The sequence below is a fragment of the Plantactinospora endophytica genome (assembly GCF_016862915.1).
GTDB classification, from domain to species: Bacteria; Actinomycetota; Actinomycetes; order Mycobacteriales; family Micromonosporaceae; genus Plantactinospora; species Plantactinospora endophytica.
The window spans coordinates 1-22,185 of the sequence record NZ_BONW01000006.1; the positions used below are offsets into that span (position 1 = coordinate 1).

Consider the following 22,185-nt stretch of genomic DNA (forward strand, 5'->3'; position numbering starts at 1 on the left):
GCAACGCCGGCCGTGCCCGCAACGCCGGCCGTGCCCGCAACGCCGGCCGTGCCCGCAACGCCGGCCGTGCCCGCAACGCCGGCCGTACCCGCAGCACTGCCCGTGCCCACAACGCCGGCCTGTCGGCGGGTCACGCCGCCGGCGATGATCGCGGCCGTGCCCAGCGCGGGCAGCAGGGCCAGGTACCCGGGAAACTCCGGCCCCGGCCGCAGCAGCAGTACGGCCGCCGCGACGGCGGCCAGCCCGGCCCAGCCGAGCAGCCTGCCGAGGTACCGGGGCAGCCGGGTCAGCCGTGCGCCGAGCAGGGCCAGCGCGGCGCCCAGCGCCGGTTCCCAGATCCGGGTGGGCGTGACCAGGAAGGCGCGCCCGGGTTCGGCGGCGGTGTACCAGAGCGAGCAGGCGAACGGGCCGAGCGCCAGCGCGCCGACGGTGAGCAGCAGCGGGCGGGTTCCGGTGCCCGGTCCCGGCCGGCGGCGTACGGTCCAGGCCAGCACGCCGACCGCCAGCAGCGGCCAGAGCAGCACGAACTGCGCGGCGACGCCGACCGCCCAGAAGTTCGCCAGCAGGCTGCTGCCGGCGTCCGGTACGACCGCTTGGGCGTCCTGCCCGGCGAGCCGCCAGTTCAGCAGGTGTCCGGCGCCGGTCAGCACGTCCCAGCCGGCACCCGACCACCGCTCGCGGGGCAGGCAGGCGAGCGCCAGCACCAGCGACGCGGCGAGCACCAGCGTGCCGGTCGGAAGCGCCCGGCGGGCCCGTCGGGCGAAGAAGCCGGCCAGGCCGAGTCGGCCGGTGCGGCTCCACTCGCCGAGCAGCGCGCCGGTGACCAGGAAGCCGTAGACCACCAGCAGGACGTCGACGCCGACGAAGCCGCCCGGGACGGCGCCGAACCCGGTGGCGCCCAGCAGCAGTACTCCGACCGCCAGGGCCCGTAGCCCGGTGAGGTCCGCCCGCTCGGCGGGCCGGCCGACGGCGTCCGCCCGGGGCCGTGGCCGTGACTGCGTCACCATGTCAACCTCCGGCCCGGGTCGTCTGTCCAGTTAGCCCCTTCTTAACAGATAAATGCTGAGATCGACGTCTTTTGCGGTTCCCGAGCGCCGTTCACCATCGCCCGGTGTGGTGTGCGCGGTCGAGCGGCGGCGTGCCGACGCACGCCGCCGACCACCTCTCGGGCAGCGTTCGCTACCCGTCGGCCAGGCCGGCCCGCTGCGCCGCCGCCCGCCAGGCGGCCTCGCTGCCGGTGCGGGGCCGGTAGGTCCGGGTCGATCCGGTACGCCGCAGCAGCCCCCGCAGCTCGGCCAGCCCGCCGTCGAGTACGCCGAGCGCCCGCGCCTGCACCAGCGCGTTGCCCAGCGCCGTCGCCTCCACCGGCCCGGCCACCACCGGCAGTCCGCAGGCGTCCGCGGTGAGCTGGCAGAGCAGCTCGTTGCGGGCACCGCCGCCGACCACGTGCACCACGTCCACGTCCCGGCCGGAGAGCCGCTGCGCCTGGCGTACCGCGACCCGGTGGGCCAGGGCAAGACTGTCCAGGATGCACCGGGTCATCGCCGCCGGCCCGTCCGGTACCGGCTGGCCCTGTCGGGCGCACGCCTTCGCCAGCCGGGCCGGCATGTCGCCGGGTGGCAGGAAGACCGGATCGTCCGGGTCGACCACGGCGGCCAGCGACGGCTGCCGGGCGGCGGCGGCGAGCAGTTCGGTCAGGTCGTCGGCGACCCCCTGCGCCCGCCACACCCGCAGCGACTCCTGGAGCAGCCAGAGACCCATCACGTTGCGCAGGTAGCGGACCGTTCCGTCCACCCCGGCCTCGTTGGTGAAGTTGGCCGCCCGGCTCGCCTCGGTCAACACCGGGGCGGGCAGCTCGACGCCGACCAGCGACCAGGTGCCACAGGAGATGTAGGCGAACCGGTCGTCCTCGGCGGGTACCGCGGCGACCGCCGAGGCGGTGTCGTGCGAGCCGACCGCCGTCACCGGCACCGACCGGTCCGTGCCGACCGCCTCGCGTACCTCCGGGCGCAGCTCGCCGACCGGGTCGCCGGGCTGGCGCAGTGGCCCGAACAACCGGGCCGGCAGCCCGGCTCGCTCGATCAGGTCGGTGGACCATTCCCGGGTACGCACGTCGAGCAGTTGCGTGGTGGACGCGTTCGTCACCTCGCTGCCGGCGACCCCGGTGAGCCAGTAGCCGAGCAGGTCCGGCACGAGCAGCATCGTCTGCGCCCGGTCCAGGGCCGGGGTGCCGAGTTCGGCGCTGAGCTGGAACAGCGTGTTGAACGGCAGCAGTTGCAGCCCGGTGGTCCGGTAGAGGTGGTCGGCACCGAGCGCCCCGACCACCCGCTCCGGCACCCCGTCGGTACGCCGGTCGCGGTAGTGCACCGGGTTGCCGACCAGCGCGCCGGTGGCGTCGAGCAGGCCGTAGTCCACCGCCCACGAGTCGATGCCGACGCTGGCCAGGTCGGGCCGGCGGTGCAGCGCGGCCCGCAGCCCGGCCAGCGTCTCGGCGTACAGCCGGAGGACGTCCCAGTGCAGTGTGTCGAGCAGCCGCACCGGACCGTTGTCGAACCGGTGCACCTCGGTCAGGGTCACGCCGTCCCGGGCGACCTCGGCCAGCATCACCCGGCCGCTGGCCGCGCCGAGGTCGACCGCGGCCACCGCCGTGCTCATCGCGGGAACGCCGGGCTCATCGGAGGAACGCCGCGGCCACGCCGGAGTCGACGGGTACGTGCAGTCCGGTGGTGTGCGACAGTTCGCCGCCGGTCAGCGCGAAGACCGCGTTCGCGACGTGCTCCGGCAGCACCTCCCGCTTCAGCAGCGTACGCCGGGCGTAGTAGGCACCCAGTTCCTCCTCGGGTACCCCGTACACGGCGGCACGCTGGGCGCCCCAGCCGCTGGCGAAGATGCCGGAGCCGCGTACCACACCGTCGGGGTTGACGCCGTTGACCCGGATGCCGTGCTCGCCGAGTTCGGCGGCGAGCAGGCGTACCTGGTGGGCCTGGTCGGCCTTTGCCGCGCTGTACGCGATGTTGTTCGGGCCGGCGAAGACCGAGTTCTTGCTGGAGATGTAGATCAGGTCGCCGCCGAGGCCCTGGTCGAGCATCAGCCGGGCGGCGGCCCGGGAGACCAGGAAGGAGCCCTTGGCCATCACGCCGTGCTGGACGTCCCAGTCCGCCTCGGTGGTGTCCAGCAGCGACTTCGAGATGGACAGTCCGGCGTTGTTCACCACCAGGTCGACGCCGCCGAAGGCGAGCGCCGCCTCGGCGAAGGCCGCCTCGATGCCGGCCGCCTCGGTGACGTCCACCGACACCGCGATCGCCCGGTCGGTGCTGCCGATCTCCTCGGCCACCGTCGCGGCACCCTGGAGGTTGCGGTCGGCCACCACCACGCAGGCACCCTCGCCGGCCAGTCGCCGGGCGATCGCCGCGCCGATCCCGGAGCCGCCGCCGGTGACCAGTGCGATCCGGCCGGCCAGCGCCTTCGGCTTCGGCATCCGGCGCAGTTTCGCCTCTTCGAGCTGCCAGTACTCGATCCGGAACTTCTCCGCCTCGTCGATCGGGGCGTACGTCGAGACCGCCTCCGCGCCACGCATCACGTTTATCGCGTTGAGGTAGTACTCGGCGGCGACCCGGGCGGTCTGCTTGTCCCGGCCGAAGCTGAACATCCCGACCCCGGGCACCAGCACGATCGCCGGGTCGGCACCCCGGATCGGCGGCGAGTCCGGCTCGGCGTACCGCTCGTAGTAGGCGCGGTAGTCATTCCGGTACGCCTCGTGCAGTTCCCGCAGCCGGGCCAGTACGTCCGGCAGTGGCGCGTCCGGCGGCAGGTCGAGTACCAGCGGCCGGACCTTGGTCCGCAGGAAGTGGTCCGGGCAGGAGGTGCCGAGCGCGGCCAGCCTCGGGTGCTCGGTGCGGGAGACGAAGTCCAGCACCGCCTCGTCGTCGGTGAAGTGTCCGACCTGGAACTGCCCGGTCTGTCGACTGTCGGTGCTGGCCAGCCCGCGCAGGGTCGGGGCCAGCGCGGCGGCCCGCTCGCGTCGCTGTTGCACGGGCAGCGCCTCGTACCCGGGGATCACCGCGCCGAACGGTTCCGCCCGGCCGTGTTCGGCGAGGAACCGGGTCGCGGTCTCGATGATCTCCAGCGATCGGGCCTCGCACTCGGCGCTGCTGGCGCCCCAGGCGGTGATGCCGTGCCCGCCGAGGATCACGCCGATCGCCTGCGGGTTGTCCCGGGCGATCGCGGCGATGTCCAGGCCGAGTTGGAAGCCGGGACGGCGCCACGGTACCCAGAGCACCCGGTCGCCGAAGCAGCGGCGGGTCAGTTCGGGGCCGTCGGCGGCGGTGGCCAGCGCGATCCCGGCGTCCGGGTGCAGGTGGTCGACGTGTGCGGCGTCGACCAGGCCGTGCATGGCGGTGTCGATCGAGGGTGCCGCCCCGCCCCGGCCGTGCAGGCAGTAGTCGAAGGCGCCGACCATCTCGTCCTCGCGGTCGACCCCGGGGTAGACGTCGACCAGCGCACGCAGCCGGTCCAGCCGGAGGACCGCCAGCCCGGCCTCGGTGAGGGTGCCGATGTCGCCGCCGGAGCCCTTGACCCAGAGCAGTTCGGTGGGCCCGCCGGTGACCGGGTCGGTGCCGGTCGCCTTGGCCGAGGTGTTCCCGCCGCCGTAGTTGGTGTTGCGCCGGTCGGCGCCGAGCCGGTGCCCCCGGCCCAGCAGCGCGGCGACCTCCGGATTGGTCGATGCGTTGCCCATGCTCATGCCCCCCAGCCGGCCTGCTGTCCGCCGACCCGCTCGGCGGCGATCCGCTCGGCGTAGCCGGAGCGGGCGTACGCGGCCATCGGGTCCGGGTCGAGGCCGGCCTCCTCGCGTACCTGCGCCAGCAGCGGCCGTACGTCGGTGTTGTAGGCGTCCATCAGCACCCCGTTGGCGCCGAGCACGTCTCCGGCGGCCTGTGCGGCGGCCAGTGCGTCGGTGTCGACCAGCAGCGCCTTGGCGGTCGCCTCCTGCACGTTCATCACCGAGCGGATCTGGGCCGGGATCTTCGGTTCGATGTTGTGGCACTGGTCGAGCATGAAGTTGACGCCGGAGTCGACCCGCAGCGCGTCGGCGCGGACGATCTCGTGCATGATCCGGAAGAGTTGGAACGGGTCGGCGGCGCCGACCATCAGGTCGTCGTCGGCGTAGAACCGGGAGTTGAAGTCGAACGCGCCGAGCCGGCCCTCGCGGAGCAGGAAGGCGACGATGAACTCGATGTTGGTGCCGGGGGCGTGGTGGCCGGTGTCGATCACCACCTGGGCCCGCTCGCCGAGCTTGAGACAGTGCGCGTACGCGGTGCCCCAGTCCGGTACGTCGGTCAGGTAGAACGCCGGCTCGAACAGCTTGTACTCCAGCAGCATCCGCTGGTCCGCGCCGAGCCGCTGGTAGGTGGCGTGCAGTGCCTCGGCCAGCCGGTCCTGCCGGGCGCGGATGTCGTCCTGGCCGGGGTAGTTGGTGCCGTCGGAGAACCACAGTTTCAGGTCCCGGGAGCCGGTGGCGTCCATGATGTCGACGCACTCCAGCAGGTGGCCGAGGGCCTTGCGGCGGATCCGGGGGTCGGGGTTGGTGACGCTGCCGAGTCGGTAGTCGTCGTCCTGGAAGACGTTGGCGTTGATGGTGCCGATCCGCACCCCCCGCTCGGCCGCGTACGACGCGAGTTTGCCGAAGTCGTCGACCCGGTCCCAGGGGATGTGCAGCGAGACCACCGGGGCGACCCCGGTGTACGCGTGCACCTGCGCGGCGTCGGCGATCTTCTCCTCCGGGTTGCGTGGCACCCCGGGCTGGGCGAACACCTTGAACCGGGTGCCCGAGTTGCCGTACGCCCAGGAGGGCACCTCGATCCGTTGCGCGCGTAGCGCCGCCCGGACGTCGGTCTCGGTCATGGTTGGGCCTCCGTGGTGTCGTGCGTGGTGTCGTCCAGCGTGGTGCTGACCCGCGTGGTGCTGTCCCGTGCGGTGTCGTCTCGTGCGGTGTTGTCCAGCGCGGTGTTGTCCAGCGCGTCGAGTTGCGCGTCGAGGTTGAAGATCTCGTCGAGGACGACGAAGCCCTCGTCGGGGCGGCGGCCGTCCAGGCCGACGAAGAAGGGGGCCATCTCGGCCTGCCAGCGGGCGTTGACGTCGGTGGCCTCCATCGCGGCGAGCGAGGCGGCCAGGTCGGCGGTGCGGAAGTGCCCGACCAGCAGCCCGTCGTCGTGCAGGAAGAGGGAGTAGTCGTGCCAGCCGGCCGCGTGCAGCGCCCGGAGCATCTCGGGCCAGACGGCGGCGTGCCGTTCGCGGTATTCGGCCAGCCGGTCGGGCCGGACCCGGAGGACGAAGCACACTCGCCGCATCGGCGGGCCTCCCAACAAATGAACCGTTTCAACAAACCGCACTCAACATACGAGCGCCGTCACTGAACTGTCAAGAAACCGGGCCGGGTCCGGACCCCGGCGTCGCGCGCCACCGGACCGGTCACCGCCCCGGCCGCAGCCGTCCCGAAGATCAGCCCGAAGTGCGGGCGTACTGGCTGGACTCCCGGACCACCAGCTCCGGCTCGAAGATCACCTGTTGGTGCTGGTGGTTGTCCGGGTCGTTCGCCTCGTCCAGCATCAGCCGGGCGGCCGTCTGACCGAGCCGCTGGCGTGGCTGGCGTACCGAGGACAGTGGCACCGCCGCCGCGGCGGCGAAGTCGATGTCGTCGTAGCCGACCAGTGCGATGTCCTCCGGTACCCGCACCTGCTGGCGGGTGAGTTCCTGGAGGACGCCCAGCGCGAGCAGGTCGTTGGCGCAGAAGACCGCGGTGGCCCGGGCGGACCGGGGCAGCCCGAGGATCCGGGACGCGGCGTCCCGGCCGGCCGCCACGGTCGGGCTCGGCGTCTCGAACCGGCGCAGCGTCTCCTCGGCCAGCCCCGCCTCGCGCAGCGCGTGCAGGGCGCCGTGGTAGCGGTCCCGGACCTGTTCCAGCCGCCACGGGCCGCCGACGAAGGCGATCCGGCGGTGCCCGGCCTCCACCAGGTGCCGCATGGCCAGTTCGCCGCCGAGCCGGTCGTCGACCGCCACGGAGCAGACGTCGGGCCGGGTGGAGCGCCGGTCCAGCAGGACGACGAGTACGCCCCGTTCGCGCAGCCGGACCAGTCGCTCGTTGGCGTCGTCGACCGGAGTGATCAGCACGCCCTGGACCCGCTGCTCCTCCAGGAGGTCGAGGTAGCGGCTCTCCTTGGCCGGGTCGCCGTCGCTGTTGCAGAAGATCACCGCCATCCCGGCGGCCCCGGTGGTGTCCTCGACGCCCTTGGCCACGTCGGTGAAGAACGGGTTGGCCACGTCCAGCACCACCAGGCCGAGGGTGCGGCCCCGGCCCCGGCGCAGTTGCCGGGCGGCGTCGTTGGGCACGAAGCCCAGTTCGTTGATCGCGGCGAGTACCCGGTTGCGGGTCGACGCCGCCACGATGTCGGGCCGGTTGAGCACGTTCGAGACCGTGCCCACCGACACGCCCGCCTGGCTGGCCACGTCGCGGATGCTCACCGCTGGTCCCGGCACCACCGTCTCCTCCCCGCAGCCCGCGAGGCCGGGCTGAAACGTGTCAAGGTTAACCGGCGGTCCGGCGCGACGGTGCGCGCGACGCACAGCCCCGCGTACCGGCCCATCGACCGCGTGCGACCGACAGTAACGCTCCGGTGCACCGCGGCGGGTACACCTCGCCGCTCGGCGCCCCGCGCTGACCGGGATCATCCGCCGACTCCGCACCGTCGGCCGGATCGGGTGCGGAGCCGGGCCGGTCCGGGTGGTGGCGGTGCGGGTGATTTCGGTGTTTCCGGGCGGTGTCGCCGCCGGTACGCTGTCGGTCAGGGGAAGCGCTTTCCTGTACCGGTGCCGGCGGGCCGGCACCCCGAGTGACGGACCGAGGGACGGCGAGCATGGGCGAGGACCTGACCGGCGTACGGCTGCGGGTGTGCGGGAAGACCGTGGCGGAGTACGTCCTCGACGACCCGCACGTCGACCCGCGCTGGGGACGCCGGCCGTACCTGCACCCGGTGCGTACCCTGGCCGGGGTGGTGGTGACCGACACGCTGCCGGAGGACCACCGCTGGCATCTCGGCGTCTCGATCGCCATGCAGGACGTGTCGGGAACGAACCTCTGGGGTGGCCGGACGTACGTCCGCGACGCCGGCTACACCTGGCTCGACGACCACGGGCAGATCGTGCACGACGACTGGCTGCCGGACGGCGCGGGCGACGGCGCGGACCCCGCCGAGAACAGCCCCGCCGAGAACAGCCCCGCCGACACCCGTCCCGGTGACGGCGGCCCCGACCACAATGGCCCCGGCGACAGTGGATTCGGCGAGCGGTTGCGCTGGCTGGACCCGGCGGGGGCGACCCTGTTGACCGAGCGGCGCCGGGTCGTCGCCGAGGAGGTGGCCGGCCGACCCGGCGCCTGGCTGCTCGACGTCGGCTACACGCTGACCGCACCCGCCCACCGGGACGTCGTGCTCGGCAGCCCGGCCACCAACGGTCGGCCGGGCGGCGCCGGCTACGGCGGCTTCTTCTGGCGGGTCGCACCGGGGCGGCACCGGACCTTCACCGCCGACGGCGACGGGGAGGACCGGGTCAACGGCAGCACCGAGCCGTGGCTGGCGCTGGTCGGCGAGTCCGACGGCCGGCCGTACACGCTGGTCTTCGCCGGCCTGGCCGACGGCGACCACTGGTTCGTGCGGACCGGGATCTATCCCGGGGTCTGCGTCGCGCTCGCCTTCGAACGGACGCTGCCGATCCCGGCCGGCACCGCCGTGGCGCGCCGGCACCGGATCGTGGTCGCCGACGGCGTGCTGACCCGCGACGAGATCGTGGCGCTGGGCCCGGTCCTGACCGCCTGACCGGACCCGGCGCCTCGGTGCCTCGGTGCCTCGGTGCCGGACGGTCAGCCCTTCAGGCCGGAGGTGGCGATGCCCTCCACCAGATAGCGCTGGAAGGCCAGGAAGAACAGGATCACCGGGACGATGCTCAACACCGACATCGCGAACATCGGGCCGAACGCCGACTCGCTGGTCTGGTCGATGAACAGTCGCAGCGCCAGCGGCAGGGTGTACGACTCCGGGTCGTTGAGGTAGACGAGCTGGCTGAAGAAGTCGTTCCAGGTCCAGATGAAGGTGAAGATCGCGGTGGTTACCAGGGCCGGCTTGAGCAGCGGCAGGATGACGTACCGGAAGGTCAGCACCGGGCCGCAGCCGTCGATCTCCGCCGCGTCGTCCAGCTCCCGGGGCAGGCCCCGGATGAACTGCACCATCAGGAAGACGAAGAACGCGTCGGTGGCGAGCAGCTTGGGCAGGATCAGCGGTACGAAGGTGCCGACCAGGTCCAGCTTCTGGAAGATCGTGTACTGCGGGATCAGCACCACGTGGTACGGCAGCATGATGGTCAGCAGGGTGAACGCGAACAGTGGCCCGCGCAGCCGGAACCGCAACCGGGCGAAGGCGTACGCGGCCAGGGCGCAGGAGACCAGGTTGCCGATCACCGAGCCGACCGCCACGATCACCGAGTTGGTGAAGAACCGCCAGACGCCGATCCCGGCGATTCCGTCCAGGGCGGCGGAGTAGTTCTCCGGTGCGAGCCGGCTCGGCAGCAGGCTCAGGCTGGACAGGATCTCGTCGGTCGGCTTGATCGAGGTGGCCAGCAGCCACACCACCGGATACAGCAGCAGGGCCAGTACGCCGATGATCAGCGCGTGCCAGCCGGCCGTACGCAGCCGGGCCCCGGCCGCGCCCGGTCGCCGGTCCGCCGTCGGTTGCCGGTCCGCCGTCGGTCGGCTGGACAGCCCGTCGGAGAGTGTGGTCACCGGTCCTCCCCGGAGTAGAACACCCAGCGGCGCGAGGTGCCGAAGAACACCGCCGTGATGATCGCGATGACGAGCAGCAGCAGCCAGGCCATCGCGGAGGCGTAGCCCATCCGGAACTGCGAGAACCCGCGTTCGTAGAGGTAGAGCGTGTAGAACAGGGTCGAGTTGCTCGGCCCGCCCCGGCCGCCGCTGACGATGAACGCCGGGGTGAACGCCTGGAACGCGTGGATCGTCTCCAGCACCAGGTTGAACAGGATGATCGGGGAGAGCATCGGCAGGGTGACCGAGCGGAAGGTGCGCCAGGTGCCGGAGCCGTCGACGGCGGCGGCGTCGTACAGCTCGGTCGGGATCTGCTTGAGGCCGGCCAGGAAGATGACCATCGGCGCGCCGAACTGCCAGACGGCGAGGATGATCAGCACGTAGAGGGCGTAGTCGGGTTCGTTGATCCAGCCGCCGGTGTCCCAGCCGAAGGTGCCGGTGACCGAGTCGACCACACCGGCGTCGGTGAACATCGCCCGCCAGACCAGCGCGATCGCCACGCCCGTGCCGAGCAGCGACGGCGCGTAGAAGGCCGACCGGTAGAAGCCCTGTCCGCGCCGGTTGCGGTTGAGCAGCAGGGCGACGGCGAGGGCGGCGGCCAGCTTCAGGGGTACGGAGACGAGCACGTACATCGCGGTGACCTTGGCCGAGGCGAGGAACCGCGCGTCGTCGGCGAAGAGCCGCTTGTAGTTCTCCAGCCCGACCCACTCGGGCGAGGTGAACAGGTCGTAGTCGGTGAACGACAGGTAGAGCGAGGCGAGCATCGGACCGACGGTCAGCAGCAGCGCCCCGAGCACCCAGGGGGAGAGGAAGAGGTACGCGATCCCGGGCCGGTTGCGTCGGTATCGGGGCCGGGTTCCGGCGGTGGAGCCGCCCGGTGCGGCGGGCCGGGGCGGTGGCCTGCGCAGGGTCCCAGTTGTCATGGTCGACTTTCCCATCGGCTTCTGGCGGCCACACCGTCCAGGTGTGTGCACGCGCCCCGGTGGTGGGCGGTGATGAAACCATTCAACAAAGCCGCCCGAAGGTACCGCCGAGGGGCGGGGCCTGTCAACGGAGCCTCTGCCGCCCGGGCCGGTGGCCGGGCCGGGCGGCGGAATATCCGCTGATGAGTGAATCGATTCAGTACGCGGCTCGGTGCCGCCTGGAGGGCGAGCACTCCGGACGCGGAGGAGCCGTGCGCTGGCTCGGCCGTCAGCCGCCGACGCTCGACCGCAGCGACCGGCCGGTCAGTCGGTTAGTCGGTCAGTCGGTCAGTCCAGTTGGTCGGAGAGCAGTCCGAGTTCGCGGGCGACCGAGAGTCGTACCCACTCGGTGAGCTGGCGGCGCGGGACCACCCGGTCGTGCACCGCCAGTTGCACGGCGAGCCCGTCGATGAGGCCGTTGATCCGCCAGGCGGCCCCGGCCGGATCGTCGCAACTGAACACCCCGTCGGCGACCCCGGCGGCGATCACCTCGCCGAGCCCCTCCCGCCGACGCAGGTCCAACCGCCGCGACACCTTCTCCAACTCCGGCGTACGCAGCGACTCCGACCAGCCGTCGATCCACATCGCCCAGGACCGGGACCGTCCGGGCGGGATGTAGAGGCGCAGCAGTTTCTTCAGCTTGACCAGGGGGGTGGCCGCCGAGCGGAGCACCGCGTCGAGCCGACCCAGATCCTGCTCGGCGGCGTACGCGAACGCCTGCGCGACCAGCCGCTCCTTCGTGGCGAAGTGGTAGAAGACCAGTGCCTGGCTCACCCCGGCAGCCTGGGCCACATCCGCCGTACGCGTGTTGGCCAGGCCGCGCGTCGCTATCACGTCGCAGGCGGTGCGTAGTAGCGCATCCAGGCGCACCTCTGCCGCACGTCTCGTCACGCGGCTACGTTAGCCCATTCCGCCGGACACAATAAGCTATCAACACGTCGGATAAGTTACTAGCGGGTCAGACTGTCCACTAGCGTCCCAGAAGCCGCAGGTCCGTGGCACCGTCCATCCAGGCCCGGCCGACCCGGTTCAACAGGGACGCCAGCACCGTCCGAGCGCGTCGTGGACCGGCCGGCGCAGCCAGCCGACCGCCCGGCCCGCGCGCCGAACCACCCGGCCGACAAAGATCCGCAACGATCGGTACCCCGTAGTAGTGTCCGCACATGCCAGACGGTGTGGCCAAAATCCCTCCGGCGGCGGACGCCGAAACCCCTGCGGCGGTGGACGCCGGAACCTCTGCGGCGGCGGTGGAGAAAACCCCTCCGGCAGTGGACGCCGGCTCATCTGCGGCGGTGGAGGCCGGAACCTCTGCGGCGGTGGACGTCGACGTCCGGCCGGCACCTGCCACTGCCGGCGGCAGCACGGGGCGGGGACAGGTCGCCGCGCTGGCCGCGCCGGACGTAGCCACCGCCGCCGTGACCTACGACGACGAGGAGCGGCCGGCCCGGCAACTCACCGGACCGGTCGAGACCGGGGTGGCGGTGGTCGCCTTCGGCGTCGCGCTGCTGGTGCTCTGGCAGGTGTTCCGGCCACTGGCCCAGGGCAGCCAGTTCTACCTGATCGTCTTTCTCACCGGCGTGCTGCCACTGGTCTTCCTCGCGTACCGGTCGGGGCTGCGGGTGCCGGAGCGGCTGGCGAGCCGGCTGCCGGGGCGCGCGGCGCACCGCGTACCCGATCAGGCTGCCGGGGCGGCGACGCGGCGGGACCTGCCGACGCTGTCGGACTGGCTGCTGGCCGGGCTGGCCCTGGTCGTCTGCCTCTATCCCGTGCTGCCGCTGGCGATCGGCGACGCCGGCGGCGGCTACGACGCCTTCCTCGACCGGCAGGGCCTGCTCGCCCCGGTCGACGTGGCGATGGGCGCGCTGCTGCTGGTACTCCTGATCGAGGCCTGCCGGCGCACCACCGGCTGGATCCTGCCGCTGGTCTGCGTGCTCTTCCTCGGCTACGGCTACTACGGCGGGCTGCTGCCGCAGAGTTGGGCGATCGCGCACGCCGGCCTCGACTTCGGACAGATCGTCGACGCGCTCTACAACTCCGGCAGCGGCTTCTACGGCACCCCGCTGGACGTCGCCGCCACCTACATCGTGCTGTTCACGATCTACGGCGCGGTACTCGACCTCTCCGGCGCCGGACGGTTCTTCGTCGACCTGTCGGTGGCGGCGTTCCGGCGCTCCCGCAGCGCCGCCGGCCGCACCGCCGTCGCCTCCGGTTTCCTGCTCGGCACCGTCTCCGGCTCGGGCACCGCCACGGCGGTCAGCGTGGGTGCGGTCACCTGGCCGATCCTGCGCCGGGCCGGCTACCCCGCCGAACACGCCGGCGGGATGCTGGCGGCGGCCGGCGTCGGCGCGATCCTCTCGCCACCGACGCTGGGTGCGGCGGCGTTCATCGTCGCCGAGTACCTCGAGGTCTCCTACCTGACCGTGCTCGGCTGGGCGGTGATCCCGACCCTGCTCTACTACCTCGGCATCCTGCTCGCCGTCGAGATCGACGCCCGCCGGTTCAAGGTACGTCCGGTCGAGGTGGCCGCCGGCTCGGCGTGGCGGCTGCTGGGCCGGTTCGGCTACCACTTCTCCTCGCTGATCGTCATCGTCGTGCTGCTCGCGGTGGGGGTCAGCGCCACCCGTGCCGTCGTCTACGCGACGGGCCTGGCGGTGCTGCTCAGCTTCCTCGACCGGCGAAGCTGGCTGACCCCGCGGCGGATCTTCGCCGCGCTGTCCGCGGGTGTGCGCGGGGTGCTGCCGGTCGCCGCCGTGTGCGGTGCGGCCGGGATCATCACCGCCACCACCACCAAGACCGGACTCGGCGCGCAGTTCGCCTCGCTGCTGGTCCGGGGCGCCGAGGCGCTGACCGACAACCCGACGGCGGTACTGGCGCTGACCGTGGTCTTCGCCGCCGTCGCGCTGTCGCTGCTCGGGCTGGCCGTACCGGTCACCGCCTCGTTCATCATCGGCTGGGTGATCATCGGTCCGGCGCTGCTCGCGCTCGGCGTACCGGCCCCGGCGGCGGCGATGTTCGTCTTCTACTACTCGGTACTCTCCGAGGTCACCCCGCCGACCGCACTGGCGGCGGTGGGCGCGGCGGCGATCACCGGCGGCCGGACCGTCCCGACCATGTGGCAGGCGCTCAAGTACGCACTGCCGGCCTTCCTCGCCCCGATCGCCTTCGTGCTCACCGGGCCGGGGGAGTACCTGCTCGGCCGGGGCTCCCCGGTGGAGGTGCTCTGGGCGGGGCTGGTCGGCTGTCTCGGCGTCGCCGCGCTCGCCGTGGCGACCGGCGGCTGGCTGCTCGGCGTCGGGCCAGCCGGAGCAGTCGAACGTACCCTCAGCGCGCTCGCCGGACTGCTGCTGCTCTACCTGCACCCGGTGTCGATCGCGATCGGCGGCGGACTGATCGTGATCGCCGTGCTGACCGCGCTGGCGCGTCGTCGTCGTGCCACGCCGGAGACCGGGGCGGGATCGGTACCCGAGGAGCCGTCGCCGGCCTTGCCAGCGTCGTCCCCCTTGCCTCCGTCGTCGGCCGTGCCGCCGTCCTCGCCGGGAGAGGTGTCCTCGGCCGTGTCACCGTCCTCGCCTGGAGAAGTGTCCTCGGCGGGCGAGGTGTCCCCGGTTGGGTCGGGGGACCGGGGTCAGGGTTCCGGCGGGGCGGCGACGATGGGCGCCGGAGCGGGTGGCGCGGGGCCCTCGGCGGTGGCCGGAGCCGGAGCTCCGGCCGGGACGCTGGCGGTGGCCGAGCCGACGGTGCGGTTCGCCGACCCGGCCGATGGTGGCGCGGCAGCGCCCGATACGACGTCGCCCAGTGCGGAGGGGCCTGGTTTGGCGGTGCCCGATACAGCGGTGCCCAGTGCGGAGGGGACCAGTACGGCGGGGCGGTCGGGGGTCGGTACGGCGGCGTCCAGTGCGGATGAGCCCGGGTTGGCGGTGCCCGGTACCGAGGGGCGGTCGGGGGCCGGGAGCGCGCCGGGGACAGCACCGTCGGGCTCCCGGGCGGGCGAGGTCGGCCCCGGAGGCCAGGGAAGCGGTTCGAGCGTGGGAGAGGATGCGACATGACGCGTGCAACGAGGATCCTGGCGGCGGTCACGGCCGCCGGTCTGGGCCTGACCGGTCTGGTCGGCTGTGGTGGCCGGCAGGACACCGCCAGTACCGACGCGGGTGGCGACGTCACCTGTGAGGTGGGCACGGAGACCCGGATCGGAATCGCGACCGGCAACGCCACCGGGGTCTACTTCGCGCTCGGCAACGCGTACGCCGAGCAGGTCTCGAACGCGCCGGGCAGCAAGGTCAAGGCCACTGCCGCCGAGACCGGGGCGTCGGTGCAGAACATCCAGCAGCTCGTCGCCGGCACGTACGCGGTGGCGTTCTCGCTGGCCGACACCGCAGCCGACGCGGTGCAGGGCACCGGCAGCTTCGAGGGGCAGCGGCAGCCGGTGCAGGCGCTGGCCCGGATCCACACCAACTACACCCAGGTGATCGTGCGCAACGGTGCCGGGATCAACTCGGTGGCCGACATGCGGGGCAAGCGGGTCTCCACCGGCTCGCCGAAGTCGGGTACCGAGGTCATCGCGAACCGGCTGCTCCAGGCGGCCGGACTCGACCCGGCCAAGGACATCCAGGCGCAGCGGCTGGACCTGGCCAAGACCGTCGACGGGCTGAAGGACGGCTCGATCGACGCGCTGTTCTGGTCCGGCGGCCTGCCCACGCCGGGCATCACCGACCTGCTCACCACGGCCAAGGGCCAGGTCAGCTTCCTGGACATCACGCCGTTGCTGGCGGAGATGAAGAAGATCAACCCGGTGTACGAGGAGAGCACGATCCCGGCCGCGACCTACGGCACTCCGGCCGACGTCAAGACCATCGTGGTGCCGAACTTTCTGCTGGTGAAGGACGACCTGGACGCCAACCTGGTCTGCGTACTGGCCAAGGCGCTGTTCGACCGCAAACCGCAGCTGGAGCAGGCCAACGCGGCGGCGAAGGAGATCAGCCTGGACACCGCCCGCAAGACCGACCCGGTACCCCTGCACCGTGGCGCCACCCAGGCCCTCGACGACCTCAACGCCGCCAAGTAACCCCGCCCCGACCAGCCGGCGCCCCGCGCCACCACCCCCAAACTAGTTCCCAGGTTCCTAGGATGGTTAGGGGTGGTGGCGCGGGCCGCGTACCGGAGATTGGGCCGCGAGCAGGGCGGACGTGGTCGTGGTGGTCGGTGGGTACGGCGGCCCGCTGCCGTGGACCCGCCGGGCCGACCCCCGAGTTGGCATCTGTTCGCGGCCTCGGCTAAAGTTCTCATCCGTCACCAGGAAACACCGGATGACAAGCGGACGTAGCGCAGTTGGTAGCGCATCACCTTGCCAAGGTGAGGGTCGCGGGTTCGAGTCCCGTCGTCCGCTCGGAGATGCCGCCACATGTCGGGGGCTACCTCGGTGGAGTGGCCGAGAGGCGAGGCAACGGCCTGCAAAGCCGTGTACACGGGTTCAAATCCCGTCTCCACCTCGGTTACAAGCGAGGGCGATTGGCGCAGTGGGAGCGCGCTTCCTTGACACGGAAGAGGTCACTGGTTCAAACCCAGTATCGCCCACCAGCTATAAATGCAGTCAAATGGCTCGTTACCAGATCATCGGTAACGAGCCATTCTCGTTTCTGCTCCTTACGGTGGGAGCAAACTGGGAGCACATGATCATCTACGGCGACCCCACGTTGGGTCCGGGCAATGGTTGGTGTGTTGTGCGGGGAGATTGCCTGAGCCGGGTTTGGGTGGAGGCGGCGTCGGGCCGCGTCGCGGGCGTGAGCCGCGGGTGACGAGGGTGTCGGACGACGTGCAGCGGGGGGCAGTCGACCCCGCGCGGCGGCGTGCGTTGTTCCAGCTGCCGATCCAGCGTACGACGAGTTGGTGTGCTGCGTTCGACGGTGCCCGGTGGCTGCTCGAGGAACCCGGACGCCGATCGAGGACGAGTTCGACGGTGACATTTGACGGTGTGGTGCGCGCATGGCGTGGGGCGTCGGTCTGACGACCGGCTTCGTGTCCCCGACGACGGCGTCCGGCAGGTTGTGCCCAACGGTGCGATGAAGCCGTCGCTGCCAAATGCGCCTATCCGAACCGCTGCGGGACGTTAGAGATGCATCCTGTACGTCTTCGACGACCTCGTCGACGACAGAGGCGAGCCTCAACCAGACCCCACACCGGCTGGCAGCCGCGAGGCTGCCGACACCGCCCACCCTCAGGTCGGGATCGGTGACGCCCTTTCTCCCGCCCCTGCCCGGGTCACCGGCGGCCCGAACCGTCGCGTTCCATCAGCCGCCCTTATAACGACCGATGCGAGCCAGGCGTTCAGAAGATGTAGAAGGAGTAGTTGGAGGGGCGGCTTCGGTCGTAGATGGCGCGCAATCGAGGTTGCCTGACCTCGGGCAACCTGGCCAGGACGCTGAGGAAGATCTGTCCGTCCGGCTTGAACCGGTAACCCGGGAGCAGTGCCGGCGGGGCCTCGGGTGGGATCGGGACCGATCGCCTGACCGGTTTCGGGGGTCGGTGGACGGCTAGGTGCCGCCAGGCGTCCCAGGCCAGCGGAACAGGCTTCATCGGTGGGGTTACCGGCCACGGTTCGCCGGTTTGCGGATGTTCCGGGATGAGGGCGAAGTCGCCGTCGGCGTCCGGAAGGCCGGGCCCAGCCAGGACCAGGGTGCGCCCCGGCCCGGTGCCGACCGTGCCGACGAGACGGTCGAGAACGGGCTGGAAGACGTCGGCGACCTGGCGCTGCGGGATCATCATCGGGTCGCCGCCCGAGGCGGCCAGCAGGTGTGCCAGCGCCGAGGCCACGGCGGCGGCCCACATCGGGTTCCAGCCGCCGCCTGGTTCGCATGGCGGGACACCGGGCCGTTGATCGATGAGGTCTGCCCAGTCGAGTATCGGGCGCGGGCCGGGGGCGTCGTCTGTCACGCATGTGGTGAGTGGATCCAGCCAGGTCGCCTGCCGCCGGCCACAGTCGTCGATCCGGACGGCCACCGGCGTGCCGCAGGTGATGCAGACCATGTTGGGCTCGCCGCCGTTGAGGCCGCAGCATGCGGAGTCGCCGACCAGCGCCGGGGCGATGATGGCGCCGCGTAGGTCCCCCGGGGTGAGTAACACCCGGCCGACTGGCCCAGTGGAAACGCTGAACCTCGGCGCGTACCAGCCGAGCGCCTCGATCTCACCGGCGTCGAGATCGGCCCACCGGCGCCATGGCGGACCGGACGGCAGCGGATCCACTGCGAAGGTACCGGTCTCCAGGGCCGGGGGTAGTGAACCCGGCCCGTTCCCGTACTTCTGGTCCGCATGCACGGGCAGGGCCACCCTCGACACCGGAACCGTCAGAATGCCCCCGCAGCCCCGACAGCCGAAAACCGTCATACATCCCCTGGTCGCGCACCGTCACCTACTCATCGCGTGCAAGGTAGCAAGGCCGTCGGCGGCCTGCATCTGACTTCCTGCACGAGCGCAGCTGCTGCAGCCCGTCCATGCCACGACCAGCCGCAGCCGTCACACTCCGTGGCGACCTCAGAAACTGACTGACGTCCGCAACTGCCGATGAGCGGATACCCGGCGGTTACCCGCCGCGCGATCGCAGGCGAGGTCTTCCCGGCAGGGCAGCCGTGTCGTCTGCGTAGGATCGCCGGGTGACCGAGGAAGACCGAACACTACCGGCCGTGGTCGAAGAAGCACACGCATCGGGGTTCTTCGAGGACCACGACGGCCACGACTTCCAGCCGGACGACATGTTCATGTGGTCCGGCGAGACCACCGAGTGGTGGCGTCATTGGACCGGCGACCCGGCCGCCAGCGTCCCACCGTTTCGGGTCTTCGGACGCGACGGGTCCGGCGGGTTGGCTGCCTTTTGGATCCGTGTGCCGGAAGCCCCAATCGAAACACAACCCATTGTGTTCCTCGGTTCGGAGGGCGAACTGCACGTCATTGCCCGAAACCTGGGTGACTACCTCTGGCTGCTGGCGAACGGCGTTGGACCCTTGGAGACTGTCGACGGCCTTCACCGCGTACCCGAGCCCGTCCTGGAGCTCGTCGCTATTGCTCAGCGATACACCGGCACTGCACCGCGGCCCGTCGAGGCACTGATCGCCACTGCCAACGCCGAGCTACCCGCGTTGACAGCGCTCGTCAATTTCGCAACCAAGTAGACACGCGGGGATCCGTACGGCCTGCGCACCCTCACCGATATGCCTCCGCCCAACGTCCGAATCTGCCGCCGGTCGGGCGCGTCGGCTTCTGCTGCGCCCCTCACACTGCGTACGCCGTCTCAGCGAAGCCGCCGCGCACCCGTGCCGATGAGCGGGCGTCTCAGGTTCGAGTCGGGCGTGCCCGTGCAATCGCGTGGACATCCAAGTTCGCGCCGGGCACACTCCCGCGGGTGAGTGTGACGGATGCCGCCCTGACCTTGCGATACCTGGCCGATTTCGGGTTCACGCCGATCGGACCCAACCAGTGGAGGTGGGACGACACGCCCTCGGAGGAGATGTCGGACGAGGACGTGGCCTTCCACACCGCGTTCGAGATCACCACCGACGAGAGCCTGCACGGCGTGCAGCGCGTGCACACGGCGCTCGGCCTGCTCGACCTGACCGGCGCCTTCGAGGTGCTGATCCATCTGAATGCCTACGTCGTCGACAATCCCACCCAGGCAGTCGCTGACGCGTTCTGGGCCGGAGTCCGCGACCGGATGGCGGTCCCGGAGCCGATCGAACACCTGCGGCTGCACTTGCGGACCTACTGGTTCTGGGGACACACCACCGCCAAGACCGCTTTCGACGCGCTGCTCGGCGACGATGTGCGCGACCTCGCAGCAGATGGCCGCCTGCCCGAGCTGGCCGCCGGTCCGCTGCACCTGCGCGCCCGCCACGTGCTGGAAGACTCGGGTTCGGTCGACTGGGACGACAAGCGCGACGTCTATCAGGCCGCCGCGACCGTTGCCGAACTTCGTCCGGCGGTCTTCCGGGCTCTGCTCGGCAGCTATCACGCCGTCTCCGGCAGTCTTGACCCGACCGCGGCCCTGGCCCTACTGGACGGCCTACACCTGCCCGCCGACACCGAACACCTGCCCCAGCTGCACGCAGTCCTGCGCAACGGCGTCGCGAACCACTACCAGGACCCCGCCGCCTGGCGGGCGTGACGCGAGACGTCGCGCCTCTGGGACCACAACCGACCCTCTCCAACACCCCTGGACGCGCGTTGTCAGAACATCCCAGTCATCCGGATCTGCCGCAGAGCATGCACGGCGGCCGGCGGCGCGCCGGTCACAGAGCGTGGCAACGTAGATTCGTGCGCAGTATCCGGTCATGCCGATGAGTGGATGCCATCTTGGATGATCGACTGCGTATCGATTCGATCACTTTCAGTATTCTGGAGGTGTGCTGCGGGATGAGTTGAGGTGGGTTCGGCATCGCTGGTTGGCAGTTCTGATTCCGGCGCCGGTGGCGGCAATGGCGGCGTGGGCTTTGGTCGCGGATGGCAAGGTGGGTTGGACAGTGGTGGCCGGCGCGGTCGCGGCGGTGGTGGGGGCGTTCGCGCCGACGGTAGTGGAACGGGCGCGGGTTGTTCGTGAGGGTCGTGAACGGCGGAATCGGGTGGCGGCGGGAGCGTTGGTCGCCGATTTACCGGAGTCGGTGGCGTGGTTGTTGCATCCGCAGGCGGCGGTGGTCGGGTTTGTTGGTCGTGGGTGGTTGCTGGCACTGTTGGACAGGTGGTGTGCCGACCCGGACGCGATGGCGGTGCGGTTGCTTGTCGGTGCGGGTGGGGTGGGCAAGACGCGGTTGGCGCGGCACTTTGCCGACCGGTTGACGGGGTGGCAGTGGTGGGCGGTGGCGCCAGGTGGTGAGGCGAGTGTCGCCGGTCAGCTTGAGGCGGGAGACCGGCCGGGCAGGTTACTGCTGACAGTGGATTACGCCGAAGCCCGAGACCCGGCGGCGTTGGCGCACCTGTTGTGCGTCGCGCAGCGATCCGGCGGTGTGCGGGTGTTGTTGCAGGCACGGTCGGCGGGGTTGTGGTGGTCGTCGTTGTCGGCGGCGTACCCGGCGCAGGCGCATCTGGTGGACGCGTTGACTGTGTCGGGGAACGTGATCGAGGTACCGGCCCGGATCGAGGATCACGCCCCGCAGCAGATCGTGTCTGGTGCGGTTGTTGCGTTTGCTGCGAGGTTACACCGCCGCCCTCTCGACGAGGTGCCAGTGGATGGGGCGGAGTCGGATGTTCCGGTGTTGCGGTTGCACGCGCGGGCATTGCTGGCGGTGCTCGGTGGCCCCCAAGGGGACGGCCGGCACGACGTGTTGGCCGAGGTGTTGGGGCATGAGGGCCGGTACTGGCGGCACCGGGCTCGCCGAGACGGGTTGCCGGGTGCGGGTGAGGCGACTGCAGACGCGGTGTTGCGGCGGCTGGTCGGTGTCGCGGCTTTGCTGGGCGCGGATAACCGCGCGCAGGCCATGGATCTGGTCCGCCGGGTCCCGGGTCTGAGCGGAGCTCCGCCCGAGGCGGTGGACAGATATGTGGGCTGGTTGTGTGGTCTGTACCCGCCGGTTGCTAAGGGTGGCGGGCTGGGGACGCTGCAGCCAGACCTGCTCGCCGAGGATCTCGCGGTTGCGGTATTGCGGGAGTGCACTCCCGCTGATCGTGTGAGGATGCTGCGGGGATTGGCTCCCAATCAGGCGCTGCAGGCGTTGACGGTCCTGAACCGTGCGTGTACCCATCAGCCTGAGGCCGTGGAAATGATCGACGTGGCCCTCGCTGCGGACCTGCCGGTGATGACGGAGGCGGTGCTTCAGATCGGTCTCCAGTTCCCCGGAATGCTCGCCTCCCGGGTCGCCACCCTGCTCGCCACGGCCGAGCTCGACCTCGGTTGGGCCCAGCGGACGGTGCGTCGGGTGCCGTACCCGTCGATCGAGTTCGGCCGGATCGCGCTCGTGTTGACCACGCACGCTCTGCGCGCTTCGACGGCGACCATGCCAAGCGACCGGGCAGCCCTTCTAGCTTGGCATGCTCTTCGGTTGGCGGAAGCGGGACGGCCGGCCGAGGCCCTGGCCGCGAGTCAGGAGGCCGTCGATCTGCGTCGGGAACTGGTCGCCGGCGACCGCGACGCTCACCTACCTGACCTCGCGATGTCGGTGGGCAACCACGCCGTTCGGTTGGCAAAGGTAGGGCGGCGCGCCGAGGCCCTGACCGTCAGCGGGGAGGCCGTCGGTCTGCGTCGGGAGCTGGTCGTCGGCGACCGCGACGCTCACCTACCTGACCTCGCGATGTCGGTGGGCAACCATGCAGCCATGTTGGCGGAGGCCGGACGGCGGGCCGAAGCACTCACCATGAGCGAGGAAGCCGTTGACCTCTATCGGG

The 22,185-nt window shown here is 71.1% G+C and carries 15 protein-coding genes, 3 tRNA genes and 1 pseudogene; 9 read left to right on the plus strand and 10 right to left on the minus strand.

All coding sequences use genetic code 11. The features are described 5' to 3' along the window. From Pen02_RS09200 to Pen02_RS09225, 6 genes are all read right to left on the minus strand, one after another. Positions 1–1,007 (minus strand): acyltransferase family protein (locus Pen02_RS09200; RefSeq protein WP_203865529.1); only part of this gene is annotated, 1,007 nt, incomplete at its 3' end. A 172-nt stretch (positions 1,008–1,179) separates the two neighbouring features. Continuing rightward, positions 1,180–2,655 carry a rhamnulokinase gene (locus Pen02_RS09205; RefSeq protein ID WP_203865530.1) on the minus strand — a complete coding sequence of 492 codons (1,476 nt, stop codon included), beginning with the start codon at positions 2,653–2,655 and terminating at the stop codon, positions 1,180–1,182. A gap of 16 nt (positions 2,656–2,671) precedes the next feature. Continuing rightward, positions 2,672–4,735: a bifunctional aldolase/short-chain dehydrogenase gene (locus tag Pen02_RS09210; RefSeq protein ID WP_203865531.1), complete on the minus strand. Its 2,064-nt coding sequence runs from the start codon at positions 4,733–4,735 to the stop codon at positions 2,672–2,674. A 2-nt stretch (positions 4,736–4,737) separates the two neighbouring features. Beyond that, positions 4,738–5,901 carry an L-rhamnose isomerase gene (gene rhaI / locus Pen02_RS09215; protein ID WP_203865532.1) on the minus strand — a complete coding sequence of 388 codons (1,164 nt, stop codon included), beginning with the start codon at positions 5,899–5,901 and terminating at the stop codon, positions 4,738–4,740. After that, positions 5,898–6,347 (minus strand): L-rhamnose mutarotase, encoded by a 450-nt coding sequence (locus Pen02_RS09220; protein WP_203865533.1) that lies wholly within the window; start codon positions 6,345–6,347, stop codon positions 5,898–5,900. Before Pen02_RS09220 ends, rhaI begins: the two co-directional genes overlap by 4 nt. 151 nt (positions 6,348–6,498) lie before the next feature. Then, positions 6,499–7,533, minus strand: coding sequence for a LacI family DNA-binding transcriptional regulator (locus Pen02_RS09225; RefSeq protein ID WP_239140334.1), 1,035 nt, complete (start codon positions 7,531–7,533; stop codon positions 6,499–6,501). A 377-nt stretch (positions 7,534–7,910) separates the two neighbouring features. Between Pen02_RS09225 and Pen02_RS09230 the strand changes: the two genes are divergently transcribed. Beyond that, positions 7,911–8,867, plus strand: coding sequence for a DUF6807 domain-containing protein (locus Pen02_RS09230; RefSeq protein ID WP_203865535.1), 957 nt, complete (start codon positions 7,911–7,913; stop codon positions 8,865–8,867). Positions 8,868–8,911: 44 nt separating this feature from the next. Here Pen02_RS09230 and Pen02_RS09235 read toward each other — a convergent pair whose 3' ends face one another. The 3 genes from Pen02_RS09235 to Pen02_RS09245 all read right to left on the minus strand — a co-directional run bounded on the left by Pen02_RS09235 (position 8,912) and on the right by Pen02_RS09245 (position 11,718). Next, entirely contained in the window at positions 8,912–9,826 is a 915-nt protein-coding gene (locus tag Pen02_RS09235) for a carbohydrate ABC transporter permease (protein ID WP_307837705.1), read from the minus strand. Continuing rightward, entirely contained in the window at positions 9,823–10,788 is a 966-nt protein-coding gene (locus Pen02_RS09240; RefSeq protein WP_203865536.1) for a carbohydrate ABC transporter permease, read from the minus strand. The genes Pen02_RS09235 and Pen02_RS09240 overlap by 4 nt, the downstream gene beginning before the upstream one ends. A gap of 327 nt (positions 10,789–11,115) precedes the next feature. Further along, positions 11,116–11,718 carry a TetR/AcrR family transcriptional regulator gene (locus Pen02_RS09245; protein WP_203865537.1) on the minus strand — a complete coding sequence of 201 codons (603 nt, stop codon included), beginning with the start codon at positions 11,716–11,718 and terminating at the stop codon, positions 11,116–11,118. Between the two features lie 272 nt (positions 11,719–11,990). On the opposite strand from Pen02_RS09245, the gene Pen02_RS09250 reads away from it, so the two are divergent. From Pen02_RS09250 to Pen02_RS09270, 5 genes are all read left to right on the plus strand, one after another. After that, the gene (locus Pen02_RS09250; RefSeq protein WP_239140336.1) at positions 11,991–14,873 is read left to right on the plus strand and encodes a TRAP transporter permease; all 2,883 of its coding nucleotides are present in this window, start codon (positions 11,991–11,993) and stop codon (positions 14,871–14,873) included. Further along, positions 14,870–15,889, plus strand: a complete 1,020-nt coding sequence (locus tag Pen02_RS09255) for a TAXI family TRAP transporter solute-binding subunit (RefSeq protein WP_203865538.1) — start codon at positions 14,870–14,872, stop codon at positions 15,887–15,889. The genes Pen02_RS09250 and Pen02_RS09255 overlap by 4 nt, the downstream gene beginning before the upstream one ends. Before the next feature lie 248 nt (positions 15,890–16,137). Beyond that, a tRNA-Gly gene (locus tag Pen02_RS09260) sits at positions 16,138–16,210 on the plus strand. Between the two features lie 32 nt (positions 16,211–16,242). Beyond that, positions 16,243–16,313 (plus strand) — tRNA-Cys (locus Pen02_RS09265). A gap of 13 nt (positions 16,314–16,326) precedes the next feature. Further along, positions 16,327–16,401, plus strand: a tRNA-Val gene (locus tag Pen02_RS09270). A gap of 747 nt (positions 16,402–17,148) precedes the next feature. Here the strand turns inward: Pen02_RS09270 and Pen02_RS09275 are convergent. Further along, positions 17,149–18,204 (minus strand): hypothetical protein, encoded by a 1,056-nt coding sequence (locus Pen02_RS09275; protein WP_203865539.1) that lies wholly within the window; start codon positions 18,202–18,204, stop codon positions 17,149–17,151. A 266-nt stretch (positions 18,205–18,470) separates the two neighbouring features. On the opposite strand from Pen02_RS09275, the gene Pen02_RS09280 reads away from it, so the two are divergent. The 3 genes and pseudogenes from Pen02_RS09280 to Pen02_RS41640 all read left to right on the plus strand — a co-directional run. Continuing rightward, on the plus strand, positions 18,471–18,986 hold the full coding sequence (locus Pen02_RS09280) for an SMI1/KNR4 family protein (protein ID WP_203865540.1): 516 nt from the start codon (positions 18,471–18,473) through the stop codon (positions 18,984–18,986). Positions 18,987–19,216: 230 nt separating this feature from the next. Further along, entirely contained in the window at positions 19,217–19,975 is a 759-nt protein-coding gene (locus Pen02_RS09285) for a hypothetical protein (protein WP_203865541.1), read from the plus strand. Between the two features lie 238 nt (positions 19,976–20,213). Next, positions 20,214–22,185 (plus strand): annotated as a pseudogene (locus Pen02_RS41640) (hypothetical protein); the annotation flags it as partial.